Origin of the sequence: Microbispora oryzae (assembly GCF_017896165.1) — a bacterium.
In the GTDB taxonomy this organism is placed as follows: domain Bacteria; phylum Actinomycetota; class Actinomycetes; order Streptosporangiales; family Streptosporangiaceae; genus Microbispora; species Microbispora oryzae.
This window is the reverse complement of sequence record NZ_JAFCNB010000007.1, coordinates 18,373-38,584: the sequence shown is the minus strand read 5'-3', so window position 1 is coordinate 38,584 and position 20,212 is coordinate 18,373. Positions and strand designations below refer to the sequence as shown.

16 protein-coding genes are annotated in these 20,212 nt (G+C 71.5%); 10 read left to right on the top strand and 6 right to left on the bottom strand.

The window, feature by feature from the left end; all coding sequences use genetic code 11:
• Nucleotides 1-13 precede the first annotated feature (13 nt).
• The 5 genes from pdhA to JOL79_RS14795 all read left to right on the top strand — a co-directional run bounded on the left by pdhA (nucleotide 14) and on the right by JOL79_RS14795 (nucleotide 6,067).
• Nucleotides 14-1,033, top strand: a complete 1,020-nt coding sequence (gene pdhA, locus JOL79_RS14815; RefSeq protein WP_210156387.1) for a pyruvate dehydrogenase (acetyl-transferring) E1 component subunit alpha — start codon at nucleotides 14-16, stop codon at nucleotides 1,031-1,033.
• The gene (locus JOL79_RS14810; protein WP_210156386.1) at nucleotides 1,030-2,166 is read left to right on the top strand and encodes an alpha-ketoacid dehydrogenase subunit beta; all 1,137 of its coding nucleotides are present in this window, start codon (nucleotides 1,030-1,032) and stop codon (nucleotides 2,164-2,166) included. Before pdhA ends, JOL79_RS14810 begins: the two co-directional genes overlap by 4 nt.
• Entirely contained in the window at nucleotides 2,163-3,347 is a 1,185-nt protein-coding gene (locus JOL79_RS14805; RefSeq protein ID WP_210156385.1) for a dihydrolipoamide acetyltransferase family protein, read from the top strand. Before JOL79_RS14810 ends, JOL79_RS14805 begins: the two co-directional genes overlap by 4 nt.
• Nucleotides 3,344-3,595, top strand: coding sequence for a phosphopantetheine-binding protein (locus tag JOL79_RS14800; protein WP_210156384.1), 252 nt, complete (start codon nucleotides 3,344-3,346; stop codon nucleotides 3,593-3,595). Before JOL79_RS14805 ends, JOL79_RS14800 begins: the two co-directional genes overlap by 4 nt.
• 1,185 nt (nucleotides 3,596-4,780) lie before the next feature.
• Nucleotides 4,781-6,067, top strand: coding sequence for an HNH endonuclease signature motif containing protein (locus JOL79_RS14795; protein ID WP_210156383.1), 1,287 nt, complete (start codon nucleotides 4,781-4,783; stop codon nucleotides 6,065-6,067).
• Nucleotides 6,068-6,541: 474 nt separating this feature from the next.
• On the opposite strand, the gene JOL79_RS14790 is transcribed toward JOL79_RS14795, so the two are convergent.
• Genes JOL79_RS14790 through JOL79_RS14780 form a run of 3 tightly spaced genes read right to left on the bottom strand, consistent with a single transcriptional unit; the run spans nucleotide 6,542 to nucleotide 10,100 of the window.
• Entirely contained in the window at nucleotides 6,542-6,802 is a 261-nt protein-coding gene (locus JOL79_RS14790; RefSeq protein WP_210156382.1) for a hypothetical protein, read from the bottom strand.
• A 53-nt stretch (nucleotides 6,803-6,855) separates the two neighbouring features.
• On the bottom strand, nucleotides 6,856-8,670 hold the full coding sequence (gene acsA / locus JOL79_RS14785; RefSeq protein ID WP_210156381.1) for an acetate--CoA ligase: 1,815 nt from the start codon (nucleotides 8,668-8,670) through the stop codon (nucleotides 6,856-6,858).
• A complete protein-coding gene (locus JOL79_RS14780; protein ID WP_210156380.1) occupies nucleotides 8,667-10,100 on the bottom strand; it encodes a phosphoribosyltransferase family protein in 1,434 nt (477 codons plus the stop codon). The genes acsA and JOL79_RS14780 overlap by 4 nt, the downstream gene beginning before the upstream one ends.
• 349 nt (nucleotides 10,101-10,449) lie before the next feature.
• Between JOL79_RS14780 and JOL79_RS14775 the strand changes: the two genes are divergently transcribed.
• Both JOL79_RS14775 and JOL79_RS14770 read left to right on the top strand, forming a co-directional pair.
• Entirely contained in the window at nucleotides 10,450-12,684 is a 2,235-nt protein-coding gene (locus JOL79_RS14775; RefSeq protein WP_210156379.1) for a nitric-oxide reductase large subunit, read from the top strand.
• Entirely contained in the window at nucleotides 12,681-13,052 is a 372-nt protein-coding gene (locus JOL79_RS14770) for a hypothetical protein (protein ID WP_210156378.1), read from the top strand. The genes JOL79_RS14775 and JOL79_RS14770 overlap by 4 nt, the downstream gene beginning before the upstream one ends.
• Here the strand turns inward: JOL79_RS14770 and JOL79_RS34000 are convergent.
• Together JOL79_RS34000 and JOL79_RS14760 are read right to left on the bottom strand one after the other, a co-directional pair.
• Nucleotides 13,040-14,146: a Gfo/Idh/MocA family protein gene (locus JOL79_RS34000; RefSeq protein ID WP_210156377.1), complete on the bottom strand. Its 1,107-nt coding sequence runs from the start codon at nucleotides 14,144-14,146 to the stop codon at nucleotides 13,040-13,042. The two genes, JOL79_RS14770 and JOL79_RS34000, sit on opposite strands and share 13 nt — an antisense overlap.
• Nucleotides 14,131-14,847 carry a ThuA domain-containing protein gene (locus JOL79_RS14760; RefSeq protein ID WP_307848525.1) on the bottom strand — a complete coding sequence of 239 codons (717 nt, stop codon included), beginning with the start codon at nucleotides 14,845-14,847 and terminating at the stop codon, nucleotides 14,131-14,133. The genes JOL79_RS34000 and JOL79_RS14760 overlap by 16 nt, the downstream gene beginning before the upstream one ends.
• 955 nt (nucleotides 14,848-15,802) lie before the next feature.
• Between JOL79_RS14760 and JOL79_RS14755 the strand changes: the two genes are divergently transcribed.
• Nucleotides 15,803-17,152, top strand: coding sequence for a glycoside hydrolase family 30 protein (locus JOL79_RS14755; RefSeq protein ID WP_210156376.1), 1,350 nt, complete (start codon nucleotides 15,803-15,805; stop codon nucleotides 17,150-17,152).
• A 70-nt stretch (nucleotides 17,153-17,222) separates the two neighbouring features.
• Here the strand turns inward: JOL79_RS14755 and JOL79_RS14750 are convergent, their stop codons facing one another.
• Nucleotides 17,223-17,660, bottom strand: coding sequence for a VOC family protein (locus JOL79_RS14750; RefSeq protein ID WP_210156375.1), 438 nt, complete (start codon nucleotides 17,658-17,660; stop codon nucleotides 17,223-17,225).
• Between the two features lie 201 nt (nucleotides 17,661-17,861).
• On the opposite strand from JOL79_RS14750, the gene JOL79_RS14745 reads away from it, so the two are divergent.
• On the top strand, nucleotides 17,862-18,821 hold the full coding sequence (locus tag JOL79_RS14745) for a helix-turn-helix transcriptional regulator (protein WP_210156374.1): 960 nt from the start codon (nucleotides 17,862-17,864) through the stop codon (nucleotides 18,819-18,821).
• Between the two features lie 46 nt (nucleotides 18,822-18,867).
• A complete protein-coding gene (locus tag JOL79_RS14740) occupies nucleotides 18,868-20,208 on the top strand; it encodes an MFS transporter (RefSeq protein ID WP_210156373.1) in 1,341 nt (446 codons plus the stop codon).
• Nucleotides 20,209-20,212: the final 4 nt, after the last annotated feature.

Below are 20,212 nucleotides of genomic sequence, written 5' to 3'. Positions count from 1 at the left end.
GGAGGGGAGACCCATGTCGGTGAAGAACAGCGCGGGGAGCGGCTCGCACCGGGAGCTGCTGCGCCAGATGCTGCGCATCCGGCGATTCGAGGAACGCTGCGTCGAGCTGTACAGCGGCGAGAAGATCCGCGGCTTCATGCACCTCTACATCGGCGAGGAGGCCGTGGCCGTCGGCGTCTGTGACGCGCTGACCCCGGACGACGTGGTCGTCTCCACCTACCGCGAGCACGGCCACGCCCTCATCCGCGGCGTGCCCGCCACGTCGATCATGGCGGAGATGTACGGCAGGGCCGCCGGATGCAGCCGCGGCCGGGGCGGCTCCATGCACATCTTCGACGCCGCGCACCGCTTCTACGGCGGCAACGCGATCGTCGGCGGCGGGCTCCCCGTGGCGGCCGGGCTCGCCCTCGCCGACCGGATGCGAGGCCGGAACCGGATGACGGTGTGCTTCTTCGGGGACGGCGCGATGGCCGAGGGCGAGTTCCACGAATGCCTCAACCTCGCCGCGCTCTGGCGGCTGCCGGTGCTGTTCGCCTGCGAGAACAACCTGTACGCGATGGGCACGGCGCTGGCCAGATCTCACGCCCAGACCGACCTGGCCCTCCGCGCCGCGTCCTACGGCGTCGCCGCGTGGCCGGTGGACGGGATGGACGTCCTCGCGGTCGCCGACGCCGCGGGCCGGGCGGCCGGGGCGATCCGCGCCGGGGCCGGCCCGCACTTCCTGGAGCTGCGCACCTACCGCTTCCGCGCTCACTCGATGTACGACCCGGACCGCTACCGCAGCAAGGCGGAGATCGAGCAGTGGAGGAAACGCGACCCGATCGACGCCCTCGTCGCCACGATGAAGGCGGAGCGGGAGATCACGGACGCCGATCTCGCCGTACTGGAGAAGGAGATATCGGCGGAGATCGAGCAGGCCGTGGCCTTCGCCGAGCAGGCGCCCGTCGAGCCGGTGGAAGACCTCACCCGGTTCGTCTGCAGTGAGCCCGGGCCGGGCGGCAAGCCGGCGCGGCGCGTGGAGGCGATCTTGTGAGCGCGGGGACGGCGGCGTCGAGGGCCGCGTCGAAGGCCGCTCCCGGGGACGCCTCGACGGCTGCCGGGAAGGTCGCCCCTGAGCACGTGACCCATGAGCACGTGACCCATGAGCACGCGGCCCATGAGCACGCGGCCCCTGAAAACGCTGCCCCCGGAAACGCTGCCACGGCGACCTATCGCGAGGCGATGCGGGAGGCGATCCGCGAGGCGCTGCGCCGTGACGACCGGGTCTTCCTGATGGGTGAGGACGTCGGCGCGTACGGGGGCTGCTTCGCGGTGAGCCTGGGGCTGCTGGAGGAGTTCGGCCCCGAACGCGTCCGCGACACGCCGCTGTCGGAGGCGGGGTTCGTCGGCGCGGGCATCGGCGCCGCGCTGGGCGGCATGCGGCCCATCGTCGAGATCATGACGGTCAACTTCAGCCTGCTGGCCCTCGACCAGATCGTCAACAACGCCGCGACGCTGCTGCACATGTCGGGCGGGCAGTTCAACGTCCCGTTGGTGATCCGGATGACCACGGGGGCCGGGCGGCAGCTCGCCGCGCAGCATTCGCACAGCTTCGAGGGCTGGTACGCGCACATTCCGGGCCTGCGGATCCTCGCACCGGCGACGACCGAGGACGCCCGAGGCATGCTGTGGCCCGCCCTGGAGGATCCCGACCCCGTCCTGATCTTCGAGCACGGCTCGCTGTACGGCGTGCCCGGCCCGCTCGGCTCCGGGCCGGTGGACATCACCTCCGCCGCGCTCCGGCGTTCCGGCGCGGACGTCACGCTGATCGCCTACGGCGGGACGACCCCGAAGGCCCTGGCGGCGGCCGACGCTTTGGCCGCCGAGGGCGTCGAGGCGGACGTGATCGACCTGCGGGTGCTCCGCCCGCTCGACGACGCCACGATCATGGAATCGGTCGGCCGTACCCATCGGGCTGTGATCGTGGACGAGGGGTGGCGGTCGGGCGGCCTGTCCGCCGAGATCGGCGCCCGGATCGCGGAGCACGCGTTCTACGAGCTCGACGCGCCGATCCAGCGCGTCTGCGCGGCCGAGGTGCCCATCCCCTACGCCCGGCATCTGGAGGAGGCCGCCCTCCCCCAGGTGCCGTCGATCGTCGCGGCCGCGCGCGAGACGGTCACCTCGTGAAGGGCACCGAGCGCGGCGAGTTCCTGATGCCCTCGCTCGGCGCGGACATGGAGTCGGGCACCGTCGCGGAATGGCTGGTCAAGCCCGGTGATCAGATCCGCAGAGGCGACGCCATCGCCGTGATCGACACGGACAAGGCGATGATCGAGGCGGAGTCGTTCCATACCGGCACGGTCGAGAGCCTGTTGGTGGAAACCGGCCACCGGGTGCCCGTCGGCACCCCGCTCGCCGTCATCGCCGCCGTACCGCCGCACGCCGCGGGGCCACGCGCCCGGGTCGCCTCTCCCCTGGCGCGCACGCTCGCCGCGCGGCTCGGCGTCGACCTCTCCGCCGTCCACGGCACGGGCCGGGCCGGCACGATCCGGGCCGAAGACGTGCGGGAGGCGGCCGAGCGCGAAACGACAACACGGGAGACGGCGGCACGGGGAGTAGAGCCACGACCACGCGAAAGGCCGAGGCGGACGGCCCCCGGGCCTGCGGAGGCACGCCCCCAACCAGACCACGATTGGGAACGCCGCCAGGAGACGATGCGGCAGGCGATCGCGCGGGCGATGGCCCGATCGAAGCGGGAGATCCCGCACTACTACCTGAGCACCACCGTGGACATGAGCGCCGCCCTTTCCTGGCTGCGCGAGCGCAACCGGGACCTGCCCGTGTCGGGCCGGCTGCTTCCCGCGGCCGTGCTGCTCAAGGCGGCCGCCCGCGCGGCGACCGAGGTGCCGCGGCTGAACGGGTTCTGGGTCGACGACGCCTTCGTGCCCGGTGAGGCGGTGCATCTGGGGGTGGCCGTCTCGCTCAAGGACGGAGGTCTGATCGCGCCCGCCCTGCACGACGCCGCGTGCCGCGAGCTCGACGATCTCATGGCCGCCCTGAAAGACCTGGTCTCCCGGGCGCGTACGGGACGACTGCGCAGCGCCGAGATGACCGAGGCGACCATCACCGTCACAAACCTCGGCGACCAGGGGGTCGAGTCGGTGCACGGGGTCATCTACCCGCCGCAGGTGGCCCTGGTGGGCTTCGGGAAGATCCTCGACCGGCCGTGGGCCGTCGACGGGCTCCTGGGCGTCCGTCCGGTGGTGACCGTCACCCTTGCCGCCGACCATCGGGCGACCGACGGCTACACGGGCGCCCGGTTCCTGTGCACGGTCGACCGGCTGCTCAACCACCCGGAGACGCTATGACGCCGCAGCGAGCCAGAGAACTCGTCGAGGCCGCGCTGACCCGGGTGGCACCGGACGCCGATTTGGCGGCGCTGGCCCCGGACGCCGACATCCGCGAGGCGCTGGAACTGGACTCGCTCGACTTCCTGACCTACGTGGAGACCCTGAGCGAGTCCAGTGGATGCCGGATCGAGGAAGACGACTACCCGGCCTTCACCACCGTCGCCGGCGGAGCGGACTTCCTCGTCGCCCACGCCTCGGCGCCGTAATCAGGCCCCGCGATCCGGCCCCGCGAGCTGGCTCTGTGATCCGGCCCTGTGATCCGGCCCTGGGGACCAGCACCGTGATCCGGCCCTGTGATCCGGCCCTGGGGGCCAGCACCGTGATCTGGCCCAGAGAGCTGCGCTGCGATCCGGCGCTGACCGGCGAGCCCTTCTGATGGCGGGAGGGCGTGGCTTCGTGTCGGCGGGTTCGCGGCTTGTGGCGCCATTGGTTCCAGTGACGTTGATGCCGTTATTCAGTTCTCCACAGTTTTTCGAACAGGCTAGCGGTTTGTCGGTGACTTTCTGTAGCATTGCAGTTACGTGAGCGAGCCGTGTGGGAGGAGGTGCCTTGGTGCCAGCGTTCAATGATCCTGCTGTCGACGACCGCGGTGATCGCCCGGCCTCGGGCCAGTCGGTCATCGGCCAGGCCTTCCCTCGACCCGTGGTCCTGCCCGAAGGCTCACGCCCTGGCGCTGTCCCTCCCGGTTCCGCCGGAGACGTTTCAGCGCGGTCGGTGCCCCCGGTGCTTGAGGGCACGTGCCTGGACCCGCACCTGGACTCCCGCGCGGACTCCCGCGCCGATTCTCGTGCGAGGCCTGGTGGAGCTTCTCGTGCCGCCCCGCCGATGCGGCCCGTCGGCGACGGACCCGCGAATGAGGGGCGCGCGGGCGAGGGGCGCGCTGACGACCGGCACGGCGATGGGGAGCGCGAAGCATCGGGCTCGGGTACCGCTGAGCCATGGGAGGCCGGTGCTGTCGACGGTGGTGCTGTCGACGGTGGTGCTGTCGACGGCGCCGCTCCAGGCCCAGAACCGTGCTTGTCGGAAGCGGAGTTGCTGCGGGTGGCGGCCAGGTGGGCGGCCGCGGAGGTGCCGGACAGTTCGGCGGTGTGCCTGCAGCGGGCCGAGACGCTGATTCAGGCGGTGGATCTGCTGAATTCGGCGATGGTGATGCTGCTGCACCGGGTGAGCGTCACCGGTGAGGCCAAAGCGTATGGGCAGCCTCCACCGCTTCATGGCTCCGCTCGGACAGACCAAGCACCCCCGATCCGAGTGCTCCGGCACCGGGCGCGTCTGCCCCGGGCGCGTCTGCCTCGGGCGCGTCTGCGTCGGGGGCGGCGGAGAGCGGCGCGGAGGCGCCCGGAACGCCTGGCGCGCAGGAGGCGCCGGTTGTGGCGCGGCGTGGTCCGGGGATGACGGGTGCGCAGGCGTCGCGGTGGTTGCGGATCTCCGGTGAGGTGGCCCGCCTGCCGGAGGTGAAGGCCCGCTACCGGGCCGGGTCCCTGTCCGGCGGAGCGGTGGACGCCATCACCACGGTGACGACCAAACTGACCGACAAGCAGGCGGAAGAGGCCGAGCCGATCCTGCTGCAGCTGTCCGACAGCGCGTCCTGCGCGGAGGTGGCAAAAGCCGGCCGCTACATCCGGGAGATCCTCGACCCCGGCGCGCTGGTCGAGGAGTGCGAGGACGACTACGCGTCCCGGTTCCTGCTGGTCCGCCCGTCCAGCACCGGCGGCGTGGAAGGCGAGTTCCGCCTGCCACGGGAGGCCGCGGCTCGGCTACGGGCGTTTTTGACTTCCTATGCCCGCCCGAAGGACAAGGACGACGACCGGCCGCTACGCGTGCGCCAGGCCGACGCGTTCTCGGCCCTGCTGAGTGAGAAGGTCTCCACCGAACTCATCGTCATGGTCCGCGCCGAATCCATCCCCGACGACATCCTCGCCCCCACCGGCACACAGAATCCCAGTCCGGACACGTCACCGGATGCGAGCGGCATGCCCGGCGCGGCAGGTGGGCGCGCCGGCGAGGCGGGTGGCATGGCCGACGTGGGCAGAGACGGTCCGGGGCGAGACGGTCCGGGGCGAGACGGTCCGGGCGACGAGGTCGGTCCTGACGAAGCCGCAGAGCGCGGCCACGCCGCGCGCTCGGAGCAGGCCGCGGACTCTCACGACGCAGGCCGTCAGGACGGCGTCAACGGTGAGGGCGACGGCGTGCGTATGGACGCGTGCCGGACGTGTGGGCATGCCCCCGACCGGCTGGCCCCCGGGCTGCTGGTCGCCACCGGGCACCTGCTGCCCGTCAGCGACGTCCACCGCCTGGCGCGGACCTCACGCCTGACCCGGATGGTGATGGACGCCAAGGGCCAGGTTCTGGACATGGGGCGTTCGGTGCGGCTGGCCACCCCAGCCCAGCGCAAAGCCCTGCTCGCGCAGTACGCCACCTGCTACTGCCAGGGCTGCCCCATCCCCGCCGACATGGCCGAAGTCGACCACGTCCACGGCTGGATCGACGACGGCGTCACCAACCTCGACCTGCTCGCCCCCGCCTGCACCTTCCACAACCGCGACAAATTCACCCACCCCCACCGCTACACCACCCACCGCAACCCCAACGGCACCTGGACCCTCACCCACCACCCCAACCGCCGAAGATACGAACGCAGCAGCCACGAACCCGGCACCCGCCAACGCCCGGGATAGACATCCGGGGATGAAAGCCCCCGGGACAAGGCCCCCGGGGTAGACGCCCAGCGATAGGAACCTGGGATAGGGCAGCCCCGAGGGTAGGAGCCGGGAACAAGACACCCGGGATAGACGGCCGCCCGGCACAAGTCAGGCGCGATGCCAGGTGTGCAGGCAGGGCGCGACGCCGGGCCGCGAAGAATGCCTACCTCGCGGTCCCCTGACCATGCCCGCCGACCCATGCCCGCCGACCCATGCCCGCCGACCCATGCCCGCCGACCTCGTCAGCCCGCTGAAGCACGCTCGCCGACCTCGTCAGCCCGCTGAAAGGCGCCTTGCTGAGACGCGCCTTGCTTAACGTGCCCGGGTGGCGGGCACCCCGCATGCCGCCGGGGCCGCGTCACCTACGCCGCCGGGCCGCCATGCCGCTATCGGTATGGCGGAGCGTCTCTCGGCGACACGTGAAAACTGGTTTTGGGCCCGATTCCCGGGTCAGTCGAGATCCTCGATGAGGAAGCCGAGGTCCGCCGCGACCGCTTGGGCGAGGCCGGTCAGCCGCACCCGGTCGGCGGCCAGGCCGGTGATGCGGCCGTCAACCAGATGCGTGCCTGATAAGGACAACTCGCGCAGGCGGGTGCCGCCGTAGACGAACCCCGTGACATTTTCGCCGTCGAGTGAGCCGATCTCTGTCAGGTCGTCCTCGTGGATGGTGGGCAGCAGGACGGTCGTCTGCCGCAGGGTCCGTACGTCCATGCGTCCTTGCCTAGCAGCACAGGGTGGGGCCGCGCCCGGAAGACGGTGCGCCGTCAGGGCGCGGCGCCGGGCCGAGGTTCCAGAGTGGAGAGGTCCCCTTCGGGGAGACCGAGCTCTCTGGCCTTGAGGAGGCGGCGCATGACCTTTCCGCTGCGGGTGTGCGGCAGGTTCTGGTCGAAGACCACTTCCCTCGGCGCTACCGCGCCCAGACGGCGTCTGCCGAAGGCAATCAGTTCCAGGCGGAGCCGCTCCGTCGGCTCGAAACCGGTGTTGAGCGTGACGAACGCCTTCACCAGCTCCCCGGCCACCGGATCGGGCTTGCCGATCACACCGGCCTCGGCCACGGCGGGGTGCTCCATCAGGACGCTCTCCACCTCGAACGGCCCGACGAGATGTCCGGCCGATTTGATCACGTCGTCCGACCTGCCGACGAACCAGAAGTACCCGTCCCGGTCCCGGCGGACGACGTCACCGCTCAGGTACCAGTCCCCTGCGAACGCCTGGCGGTACCGGTCAGGGTCACCCACGTAGGCGCGGAACATCGAGGGCCATCCGGGACGGAGCGCGAGCTCGCCCTCGACGTCGGGTTCCTCGATCACCCGCACCGCCCCGCCGGCGACGCGGGCCCGGCCGTCGGCGCCCCGCTCCAGTACCGCCGCCTCGACGCCGGGCAGTGGACGGCCCATCGATCCCGGCTTGACGTCCATCGCCGCCAAGTTGCCGATCATGATGGCGCCGGTCTCGGTCTGCCACCAGTTGTCGTGGATCGGCAGTCCGAGGGCGCGTGATCCCCACACCACCACCTCGGCGTTCAGCGGCTCCCCCACGCTTGCCACGAAACGCAGGCGTGACAGGTCGTACTCGCGCGGAAGGGCGTCGCCGTGCCGCATGAGCATGCGCAGCGCCGTCGGCGCCGTGTACCAGACGGTGACCCGCTGGTCCTGGAGCACCCGGCACCAGCGCCGCGCGTCGAACTCTCCCGCGTCGGTCACGAGGGTGGCGCCCAGGGTGAGCGGCGCGACGACGCCGTACGACATGCCGGTGACCCAGCCAGGGTCGGCGGTGCACCAGAAGACGTCGGACGGACGCAGGTCGAGGGCCTGGACGGCGGTGGCGTGGTGCGCGACCACGGCCTCATGGACGTGCACGGCGCCCTTCGGGGTGCCCGTGGTCCCGCTGGTGAAGTGGAGCAGCGCCATGTCCCCGGGGTCGGTGGCGGGGATCTCGAACTCCGCCGGCGCGCCGGCCATGAGCCGCCGCAGGGGCAGGGTACCCGGAGGCGGTGGGCCGTCCCCGCTGACCAGCACGTGCGTCAGCCCCGGCAGCGAGTCGCGGATCGCCGCGACCTTGCGGGTGTAGAGCTCGGGGGTGGTCACCAGGACCCGGCCGCCGCCGAGGCGCAGCCGCTCGCGGACGGGCTCGGGGCCGAAGGCGGAGAACAGCGGGCACAGCACGCTCAGGTTTTTCAGGGTGCCGAGGACGGCCACGTAGAGGTCGGGCACCCGTCCGAGCAGTGTGAACACCCGCTCGCCCTTGCCCACGCCCATTCCGCGCAGGACATTGGCGAAGCGGTTGGAGGCCGCCCGGAGATCCGCGTAGGTCATCTCGGTGACGCTGTCGTCCCTGCCGACGCACCGCAGCGCCACGTGTCCACCCCGCGGGGAGTCCGCGTGGCGGTCCACGGCCTCGTGGGCGATGTTCAGCCCCCGGCCCTCCGGCAGGCCGGACAGCGCTCGCCGCGCCGCCGTCCAGGAGAACTCGCGGCGCGCCCGCGCGTAGTCCGTCAGGTTCGCCCGGGCGATCTCCTCTTCGGTCTTGCGGATGACCGGGTAGGCCGTCGCAGCCTCCCCGTCGCCCGGGCCTGTCATGCGGCCTGGGGCGCGAAGTGGTCGGCGAACCAGTCGCAGGCGAGGGCGGCCACCGTCTCCAGTGCCCCGGGTTCCTCGAACAGGTGAGTGGCGCCGGGGACGATCTCCAGCGCGTTCTCGCAGCGCAGCCGCTCCCGCGCCGCCCGGTTGAGGTCGAGCACGATGTCGTCGCGGCCCCCCACGATCAGCAGGGTGGGCGCGCGTACCTCGCCCAGGCGCGGCGCGGCGAGATCGGGCCGGCCGCCGCGCGACACGACGGCCGCGATCCCACCGCCCGGCAGGGCGAACGGCGCGGCGAACGGCGCGGCGAACGGCACAGCAGACGGCGCAACAGACGGCGCAGCAGACGGCTCAGTACCCGGCGCGGCACGGTGCGGGGCACCTGGTGCGGCGGCCGACTCGGCGGCGGCCCACAGCGCGGCGGCGGCCCCGGTGCTCGCGCCGAAGTAGCCGATCGGCAGCCCCGCGACCCCCGGCTGACGCGCCAGCCAGCCTGTCACCTGGACGAGCCTCCTGGCCAGCAGCCCGATGTCGAACACGTTCCCACGGTCGATCTCCTCCTCGGCGGTGAGCAGGTCGAACAGCAGCGTGCCGAGCCCCGCGTGGTTGAGCGCCGCCGCGACGTACCGGTTGCGCGGGCTGTGCCTGCTGCTGCCGCTGCCGTGGACGAACACCACCACACCGGCCGCCCCCTCGGGTACGACCAGCCGGCCGGGCAGCCGGACCGGGGCGGCGTCCACGTCGACGTCCTCGTCGATTCCCGGTGGGTCCGCCCGGGTGGTGTCCCGCTCCCACCGGGACGCGGCGCGGCGCAGCAGCTCGACGACCTGCCCGTCCGTGGTCTGGGAGAAGTCGTGATACCAGAAGCCGATCGCGTAGAGCTGCTCCGGCATATCCAGGCAGATCACCTCGTCGGCGTCCTCGCGCAGGCTCTCCACGATGTCGGGCGCCGCGACGGGCACCGCCAGCACCACCCGTGCGGCGCCGCGCGCCCTGGCCACCTGGCAGGCGGCGCGGGCCGTGCCCCCGGTGGCGATCCCGTCGTCGACCACGATCACCGTGCGGCCGGCGAGATCAACCGGCGGGCGCGGTCCCCGGAACCGGCGCGCCCGCAGCTCGACCTCGGCCGTCTCGCGCTCCTCCACGGCCGCCATCTCGTCCGGGGTGAGTCTCGCCAGCGCTACGACGTCGGGGTTGACGACGCGCACCCCGCCCTCTCCGACGGCGCCGAACCCCAGCTCCGGCTGGTACGGCACGCCGAGCTTGCGCACCACGATCACGTCAAGCGGCGCGCCGAGCACCTGTGCCACCTCGAAGGCCACTGGAACGCCGCCCCTGGGCAGGCCCAGGACGACCGCGTCCCCGGCTGGGACACGCCGGCTCACCTCCTCCGCGAGCCGCACCCCGGCATCATGACGATCAAGGAACATGACGTCCACCCCCCGGAACGCCCTCGGGCCCGCCGCCGCGTCCGCGGCCCCGGGCCCGTCGCCCGTCCTGCGTCATCCGTACCCAGATTCCCGCCCTGAGCAGCGCGGCGACCCGGGAAGCCGTACGAGGCCGGGGCGGGCGTGTCCGCTCGACCCGCCGCGCCCGCACCGGTAGGAATGGGGAGGCTCTCCCCAATCACGATCGCGAGAGCGAGTACGGATGATTCCGGGAACGGGGCCGGGGACAGGGCCGGGGCCGGGGGCGCGGACAGGGACAGGGACAGGGACAGGGACGGGGACGCACCGGGGCCTGCTCGTCTCCAGGCGGTGGATCCAGGCGGCGCTGCTGGTGGCCGTGTTCGGTTTCTTCGTCATGGGGCTGCTCGCGGTCCGCACCTACACGGCCCATCCGCCGGTGCCGCGCCTGGTGGCCGACGACGCCGGACGGCCGCTCTTCACCGGCCGCGACGTCGCGGAAGGGCAGCGGGTCTTCCTGGCCGCCGGCCTGATGCAGTACGGATCGGTGCTCGGGCACGGCGGCTACCTGGGGCCGGACTACACGGCCGACTACCTGCGCCGGGCCGCGGCCTTCGCCCTCCGGGCCCACGGCGGCGGCGACGGGGCACGCGAGCAGGTCAGGCAGGAGTTCCGGGCCAATCGCTACGACCCGCGCTCGGGCGTGCTCACCTACACCCGCGCCCAGGCGGACGCCTTCGCCGCCCTCACCGAGCACTACCGCGCCTATTTCGCCGATCCCCGTACGGACCGGGGGCTGCGCCCGCGCGCGATCACGGACCCGGCGCGGATCCACCGGCTGACCGCGTTCCTGTCGTGGACGGCCTGGATCGCCTCGGCCGAACGCCCCGGCGAGACCTACTCGTACACGAACGACTGGCCGGCCGAGCCGCTCGTCGGTAACACCCCCACCGCGGACACGGTGGTGTGGAGCGTGGTGTCGCTGATCGCGCTGCTGGCCGGCATCGGGGCCCTGTTCGGGGCGGTCGGCCGATGGGGCGGCCACCTGGGCTGGCGGGGCCGCCAGGCGGCGTCGGTCGACTTCCGCTCCCCCGACGAGGTGGCGCTCACCCCGGCGCAGCGCGCCACCGCGTACTTCTTCCTGGTCGTCGTGCTGCTCTTCCTCGCCCAGACGCTCCTCGGCGGCGCGACCGAGCACTACCGGGCCGATCTCGCGAGCTTCTTCGGTCTCAACCTGGCCGAGTTGCTCCCGTTCAATCTGGCCCGCACCTGGCATCTGCAGCTGTCGCTGTTCTGGGTGGTGGCGGCCTTCCTCGGGGCCGGCGTCTTCCTCGCCCCCCTCATGGCCGGGCGCGAGCCGCGCGGCCAGAAGGCGCTCGCCTGGACGCTGCTGGCCGCCCTGGCCGTCGTGGCGTGCGGCTCTCTCATCGCCGAGGGGCTGAGCATCCACGGGCTCGTCGCGCCGGGAAACTTCTGGGGCAGCCAGCAGTTCGAGTGGCTCGATCTGCCCCGCGTCTGGCAGATCCTGCTGACCGGCGGCATGACGTTGTGGGCCGTGATGATGTGGCGGGTGCTGCGCACGACCCTGCGGAGCGACAGCCGCGGCAACCTGCCCTCGATGTTCTTCCTCTCCGGCCTGGCGATCCCCGGGGTCTACGCGGTCGGCCTGCTGGCCCGTCCGGGAGACGTGTTCACCGTCACCGACTTCTGGCGGTTCTGGGTGGTTCACCTGTGGGTGGAGGACTTCCTTGAGCTGTTCACGACCGTCATGGTCGCCTACATGTTCGTCCAGCTCGGCGTGGTGCGGGAGCGGGTCGCCCTGGTGGTCGTCTACCTGGACGTGATCCTCTACTCCGCGGGCGGCGTGATCGGCACCATGCACCACGTGTACTTCAGCGGCGAGCCCGTCGAGCACCTGGCGCTGGGGGCGTTCTTCTCCGCGATGGAGGTCGTGCCGCTGACCTTCCTGACCGTGGAGGCCTGGTCGTTCGTACGGCTCGGGGCGCGGCAGCAGGCGGAGTCGCGCACCCCGTTCCCGCACCGGTGGGCGGTGATGTTCCTGGTCGCCGTCGGCTTCTGGAACTTCCTGGGCGCGGGCGTCTTCGGCTTCCTGATCAACCTGCCGGTCGTGTCGTACTACGAGATCGGCACCGGCCTGACCGCCAACCACGCCCACGCCTCGATGATGGGCGTGTACGGCATGCTCGCGGTCGCGTTCTGCCTGTTCGCGCTGCGGTACCTCATCCCTTCGTCGCGCTGGCCGGACAAATGGGCGAAGGTCTCGTTCTGGTCGCTGAACGTCGGCCTGGCCTGGATGTGCTTCGCCACCCTGCTGCCGCTCGGCCTGATGCAGCTCTACGAAGCGGTGTCCGCGGGCTACTTCGAGGCGCGCTCGCTGGCCTACCTCACCGGCCGCGCCGTCACCATGCTCGAATGGCTTCGGCTGCCCGGCGACCTGCTCTTCATCGTGGGCGGCGTCCTGCCACTCTGCTGGATCGCCTGGCTCGGCGTACGCCACCGGGGACGCGAGGCCGCGCCGGATCCGGTCACCGGCGCCACCCCCGCGCCCCGGCTGTCGGACGTTCGCGAGCCGGTGGACGCGTCGTGATCGGCCCCTTCACCGCGGAGGCGGTCCTGGTGGACGGCTACGCCGCCGGGCTGCTCGTCGTCGCCCGCGCGCTGGACCGCCTGGCCGGCCGCGTCGCGCGGCCGCCCGGCTCGGGCGAGGAGTCCCGCCTCGAAACGCCGCCCTGGCCGCACTCCGAGGCGGGGCGCTTCCATCGCGGGATCGCCCTCGCCCTGGTCGTCATGGCCGCGACGCTCGTGATCGCCGAGGTCGTACGGCGGCCCGACCGGACCGGCATCGCCCTGGCCGCCGCCACGCTCGCCGCCGCGGCCGTCACCGGGCGGCGACTGGCCGGCAGGCTGCGCGCCACACCCGCCGGTTTCCCCGAGCCGGAGTGTCAGGACAAGTGATCGGCCCCGCCGGCCGGGCCCAGCGCCACGGGCCTGGGGCGCGCGCAGGTGCTGGTGACGGTCACCGCCGCACCTGAGCCCGCCGAGGACAGCAGCGACTCCATGACGTCGAGCACGTGGAAGGCCACGGTCCCGCTCGTCCGGGGTTCCTCGCCGTCCGGGGTCGACAGGAAGTCGGCGAGGCCCACTCCGCGGGCCGCCTCGACGTAGCCGGCCGAGGCGGGCAGGGCACGCCAGCCGTCCTCCCCCACCCGCGAGAGCCGTACGGGCCCGTCGAAGTGGTTGGGGTCGGGGACGACCAGCGAGCCCTCCTCGCCGTGCACCTCCATGTTGGGCGCGGTGGTCGCCGCGCCGTCGAAGCTCATGACGAGCGTGGACATCGCTCCGGAGGCGTGCACGAGCACCCCCGTGACGTGGGTGTCGACGGCGACGGGGATCTCCTCGCCCCGGCGCGGGCCCGAGCCGATCGTGCGCTTGGCCCTCGTGCGGCCGGCCGCGCCGACGACCGACGTCACCGGCCCGAGCAACGTCACCAGGCTGGTGATGTAGTAGGGGCCCATGTCCATCAGCGGGCCGCCACCGGGGAGGTAGTAGAAATCCGGGTTGGGGTGCCAGCGTTCGTGGCCGGGCGTCATCATCGTGGCGGTCGCCGCGACCGGCCTGCCGATCAGGCCGTCGTCGATCGCCTTGCGCGCCGTCTGCGTACCGGTGCCCAGCACCGTGTCCGGCGCGCAGCCCACCCGGACCCCCGCGGCGCCGGCCGCCCGCAGCATCCGTTCGGCGTCGGCCGCCGTCACGGCGAGGGGCTTCTCGCAGTAGACGTCCTTGCCCGCCGCCATGGCCTGCAGCGCGATCTCGGCGTGCGCGGCCGGGACGGTGAGGTTGAGCACGACGTCGACCCGCGGATCGGCCATCAGTTCCGGCACAGTCATCACGTCGACCCCCGGGTACGGCCGCACCGCCTCCCGTGCCCGGTCGAGGTCCAGATCGGCCACGGCCACCAGCCGCAGCCGCGGCAGCCGGTCGATGGTGGGGAGATACTGCGCGGAGATGGCCCCGCAGCCGACGACTCCGACGTTCACCGGCTCGCCCACAGCATTCCTCTCTCAATGATCGTCCGCACGTTGTCGTTGCGCAGGACGTCGAGGTTGTGACCCGGAGTGGTGACGAAGATCTTCCCGGTCCCCCATCTCCGGGTCCATATCGCGGGCGAGGTGACCTCCCGCTGCCAGGGATCCCACGGCCGGACCCGCTGGGTCGTGGTCGCCAGCACGTCGACGTAGTCGTCGGTCAGGACCCAGTACTGCTCGGTCACGAGGCTGAAGTCCCCGATGCCCGCCGTGATGGGGTGCGCGCTCGCCTCGGGGAGCATGTTCACCGTGTACGGCACGAAGTAGTGGCCTTCGGATCCGTCGGGCTCCTCGGCCTTGCCGGGATGGCAGGCGAACTGCCCGCCGATGAGGTGCAGATACTCCGACGAGCTCCGGAAGGAGTCGGCGATGCCGCCGTGCCACCCCGCCATTCCGGTGCCCGCGCGGATCGCGGCCTCCAGCCCCCTGACCTCCGCCGGTTCGATCGTGCCCATCGTGTAGCACTGCACCACGAGGTCGACCCCCGACATGAACGCGGAGTCCGCGTACGGCGCCGGGGAGTCGGCCCGGACCACATCGAAGCCCTGCTTTTCCAGGAAGGGGATGAAGAGTTCCGTCGCCGGAACCGGGACGTGCCCTTCCCAGCCGCCCCGCACCACAAGGGCGCGGCGGTTCTGCTGACCTGTCTCGTTACCGGCTGTCACTGGGGATCAGCGGCTCCAATCTTGACTTTCCATGACCTGTGGAGAGGCGCTGGACGTGTTCGAACAGCCGACCGGCGTGATCACCTGTGTGGCCCTTCGGCGCGCGCTCACCGCGAATTCGAGCGGCCGCGCGGCACCGGCCGTACATGTGGGAGACCCATACGTTCCATTCACGGGGAGAATTCGACAATTCACTGAGCGGGCGCAGCCATCAGCGCCGAGGAGAGAAGTTATTAGAGGGCTCGTTGGAGAAGTCGTCGGAGAAGCCACCAAGGCAAACGGCGCGCACGCCATCGGGAACTCCGGCGCCGCGTAACCGTCGGTTACCCGGCTCTGGCTCTTCGACGACACGGCACGTGTGTCGCGACTTACGGACGGGACAGAAAGTTTCGGTACCAATTCGATAATTTTAGTTCTGGATCGTAGGCGCGTCGCTAACAGCAGTCAAGAGCCGGGAGTGCGCCCACGACGACCGCCCAAACCGGCGGCGCGCCCACACCCGGCGACCCGAACCGCCCTGAGCTGCGACTATGACCCCCGGGAGCGTCGACTCCAGCAGCCGCGGACGGCCGTCCGGAGGCGCACGGCGAGGGAGACCTCTCCGCGCCGGCCGCCGGGCACGCCGGGACACCCACGACCGAAGGCCGCCCGCACTTCCCCACACCGAACGAATGAGTCGAAATTTTCGGTAATTCGATCTGGCATATTGAGTCGGACAGCCCGGCGTGCTACCACTATGGGTGTCCAGATCACGTATCGTTCGTGCGCCGCACCGGACGTGCCGGACCGCCACGATTCCAGGCATGCCCCGATTTCCATTCGCGCGGCTCCCGACATGAATTGTTAGCGCTATCAGCCCGACCACGAAGAACCATTCCCCGATCCTGGTGAAAAAGCTCCTGAGACGCCTGTTCAGGCACGGGTAACCCCCCGACATCCGAACACCGGAGTAGCCATGCGCAAACACGTTCTCGCGGCCGCACTGCTCGTCGTCCCGCTGGTCGGGCAGGCACAGCCGGCGGCCGCCTCGACGGTCACCATCACCGTCGACAACAGCGCCAAATACCAGAAGATCGACGGATTCGGCGTCTCCACGGCGTTCCGGCGGAACGAACTGATCAAGGCCCTGCCGGAGGACGAACAGCGGGAGATCCTCGATCTGTGGTTCAGCCGCACGAAGGGGGCCGGGCTCAGCATGCTCCGCCTCGGCATCGGAGCGCGGCCGACCGGCAGCCCGTACGACCAGATGGAGTCGATCCAGCCGGAGGACCCGGGCGGCCCGACCGCGCCGCCCAAGTATGTCTGGAACGGTGACGACAACAGCCAGGTCTGGATGGTCAAGGAGGCCAAGAAGTACGGGGTGACGCGCTTCTACGCCGACGCCTGGAGCGCCCCCGGCTACATGAAGGACAACGGCGACGCCAGGAACGGCGGCAAGCTCCTGCCGGAGTGGCAGCAGGCCTACGCGAACTACCTCGTGCAGTACGCGAAGTTCTACAAGCAGGAGGGCATCAAGATAACGGACCTGGGCTTCACCAACGAGCCCGACTGGACGGCCGGGTACGAGTCCATGCGCTTCACGCCCGAGGAGGCCGCCCAGTTCGTCAAGGTGCTCGGCCCGGTGGCCACGGCCGCCGGGGTGAACGTGGTGTGCTGCGACTCCTTCGGCTGGGACCAGGCCAAGGCGTACACCCAGGCGATCGAGGCCGACCCCGAGGCGCGCCGCTGGGTGACGGTCCACACCGGGCACTCCTACGCCAGCCCCCCGACCTCCCCGCTGCCCACCGACCGGAACACCTGGATGTCGGAGTGGGGCCCCGGCGGCAACACGTGGGACGGGAACTGGGACGACGGCAGCGGCCAGGACGGCATGACGGTCGCGCAGGCCGTCAACGACGCCCTCACCCTCGGCGACGCCTCCGCCTACATCTTCTGGCTGGGCGCTTCCAGCGGCTCAACCAGGGCGCTCATCAGCATCGACACCACGGCCAAGACGTACCGGGTGTCGAAGCGGCTCTGGGCGATGGCCGCGTACAGCAGGTTCATCCGGCCCGGCGCGGTGCGGCTCGGGGCGACCGCCTCGGATCCCAACCTGAAGGTCTCCGCGTTCCGCAACTCCGACGGCTCCCGCGTCATCGAGATCCTCAACACCGGCACCAGCTCCGCCACATGGGACAAGATCAAGGGCCACGGCCGGGCCGAGGCCTACGTGACCGACGAGAACAACGCGGTGGCCTCCATCCCCCTGCACGGCAAGAGCGTGACGATCGCGCCGCGCGCCGTGACGACGATCGTCCTGCGCTGAGAGAGCGTCCCTGAGACGGTGAGACGGTGGGACGGCCGGGCCGGACGATGCCGGCCCGGCCTCTCGCCGATCAGTCGAGGCAGAACTCGTTGCCCTCGGGGTCGGCCATCGTGATGTGGCCGGCGCCGAGCGGAGGTGCGGGCTCATAACGGTGGAGCCGGGTGGCGCCGTGGGCGGCGAGCCGCTCGGCCTCCGCCTCCAGGGCCGCCATCCGCGCGTCGCCCGTGAGCCCCGGGGCCGCTCGCACATCGACGTGCACACGGTTCTTGACCTGTTTGTGCTCGGGCACCCGCTGGAAGAAGATCCGTGGCCCGGAGCCACCGGGGTCGACCACCGCGGAGGCGTCGTTACGGCGCTCGGGCGGCACGCCCATCGCCTCCAGGGCCTGCTCCCACGACTCGAAGCCGGCGGGCGGGTCCTGCGTCCGATAGCCGAGTACCTCGGCCCAGAACACCGCCAATCCTGCCGGGTCCGCGCAATCGATGGTGATCTGGACGTCGCGCGCCATTTCCGCTCGCCTTCCGTTCGCCTGCCGATCCGGGTTCGGTCGGCTGTGCTCCACGCTCCCGCATATAGCGGACAGCATCGTTCCGCGATCAACGATGACCATTGAGCGATGAGCATGGAGCGATGAGCATGGAGCGATGACCATGGAGCGATGAGCATGGAGCGATGAGCATGGAGCGATGAGCGGTGGAACGATGAGCGGGTGACCGTCGAGGCGACGACCGAGCGGGTGCTGCGGCTGCTGATGCTGCTGCAGCGCCGTCCGTCCTGGACCGCGGCCGAGCTCGCCGCCGAGTTGGGCGTCACCGACCGCTCGGTGCGCCGCGACGTGGCGCGGCTGCGCGCGCTCGGCTATCCGGTGCACGCGACGGCCGGCCTCGGCGGCGGCTATCACCTCGGCGCGGGCGCCCGGCTTCCGCCGCTGCTCTTCGACGACGACGAGGCGATCGCGACGGCGGTGTCCCTGCGGCTGGCGGCGGGAGGCACGGTCGCCGGGGCGGGCGAGGCGGCGCTGCGCGCGCTCGCGAAGCTCGACCAGGTGATGCCGCCTCGGCTGCGTGCCGAGGTGCGCGCGGTACACGACGCCACCGAGACACTCGTCGGCCCGGGGGTCGAAATCGATCCCGAGCTGCTGGTGACGCTCGCACGGGCATGCCGCGACGCCGTACGGGTGCGGTTCCGGTACGCCGGCCGCGACGGCGGGGAACCGGAGCGCACGGTGGAGCCGGCGCGGATGGTCGCCACCGGCCGCCGCTGGTATCTGATGGCCTGGGACGTCGACCGCGACGGCTGGCGCACCTTCCGGCTGGACCGCATGCGGGATGCCGTGGCGACGACCTGGCGCTTCCGGGCGCGGGAGCATCCTGATCCGGTGGCCTACGTGCGGCGGTCCGTGGCCGAGGCGCCGTACCGACATCTCGCCCGGGTGCGGCTGCACGCGCCTCCCGGCCGGGTGCGCGAGCTGGTGCCGCCCCAGGTGGGACGGGTCGAGGACGACCGCGACGGATGGTGCGTGCTCGTCGTCGGCGGCGACGACCTGGACTGGCTCGCCGTACGCGTGGCCGGGCTGGGCTTCGAGGCGGAGGTGCTGGAGCCCCCGGAATTACGGGAGGCCGCCGCCCGGCTCGTCCGCCGCCTCGCGTCGATGGTCGCGACCGGCTGAATGGCGAGATTCCCGACGAATCGTCGTGCCCGGGTAAGGTCGCACCATGCGCTCCGGCGGCGACGCATCCGCGGCATCGGCATATGACGCGGGTGAGGACTCCGGGCGACCCTGGGGCCTGCGGACGGTACTCGTCCGCCACGCCGACTTCCGCCGCCTCTTCGCCGGCAGCACCGTCTCGCTGTTCGGATCGAGCGTCACGACGGTGGCGCTGCCGCTGACCAGTGTGGTCTGTCTCCACGCGTCGGCCACGGAGATGGGCGTGCTGAGCGCGGTGATGTGGTTGCCCCATCTGGTGCTCGGCCTGCCCGCTGGGGTGTGGGTCGGCAGGATGCCGTACCGGCGCGTTCTGATAATCGGCGACGTTTCACAGATGCTGCTGATCGGGGCGATTCCCGCGTTGGCCGCCCTGGGCCTGCTGCGAATGTGGCACCTGTATGTGGTGATGCTTCTCGCGGGTGTCGCCAATCTCTTCGCCACGGTGGCGGCGCAATCCCTCACGCCGCAACTGGTTCCGCGCGACCAGCTCCTTCCGGCGAACAGCGCGCTGATGCTCAGCAACGCCACCGTCAACACCACCGGCTCCGCGCTGGGCGGTCTGCTGGTCGCCGCGCTCACGGCGCCGATCGCCATGGTCGTCGACGCGGTCTCGTTCCTCGTCTCCTCCTTGTTCAAGATGCGCATCCAGGCTTCAGGACGGGTGGACACGCCCGCGGCAGAGACCGCGGCGGCGGAGGAGCGGCAGCCCACGCACCTGCGCGCCGGCATCGTCGAGGGATGGCGCGCGGTGTTCGCCCACCCCGTCATGCGCGCGGTCGTGACGGCCGCCACGGTCGGCGCGTTCGCCGGTCAGACGCAGGCCGTCGTGCTGATGCTCTACCTGGTGCGCGATATCGGTCTGCCGGCCGGCCAGGTGGGGGCGCTCGTCGCGCTCAGCGGTGTCGCCGGCGTCGTGGGCGCGCTGACAGCGCCTCGGATCACCCGCCGTCTGGGCCCGGGCCCGGCCTTCATCGCGGGGATGTCCTTCGCCTCGGTCTCGGGCCTGGTGCTGGCCGCCGCGACCGGACCCTTTGTCGCGGTCTTCGCAGTTCTGGCCGTCGCGCAGCTCCTGCGTGGCGCCGGGCCCTCGCTCTACGGCATCAACCAGCAGACGTTCCGCCAGGCGTTGATCCCCGCGGAGTTGTTGTCCCGCGTCAACGCCACCTGGCGGTTCCTCGCGTTCGGCGGGCAGTCGATCGGGGCCCTCGCCGGAGGCGCGGCCGGGACGGCTCTCGGGTCGCGGGCGACCCTGGTGGCGGGTTCCTGTCTGATGCTCGCCGGGACGGTCGTGGCCCTGCTCTCCCCGGTACGCCGTCTGCGTGAGCTGACGGACGTCCCTCGGCCCTGACCGT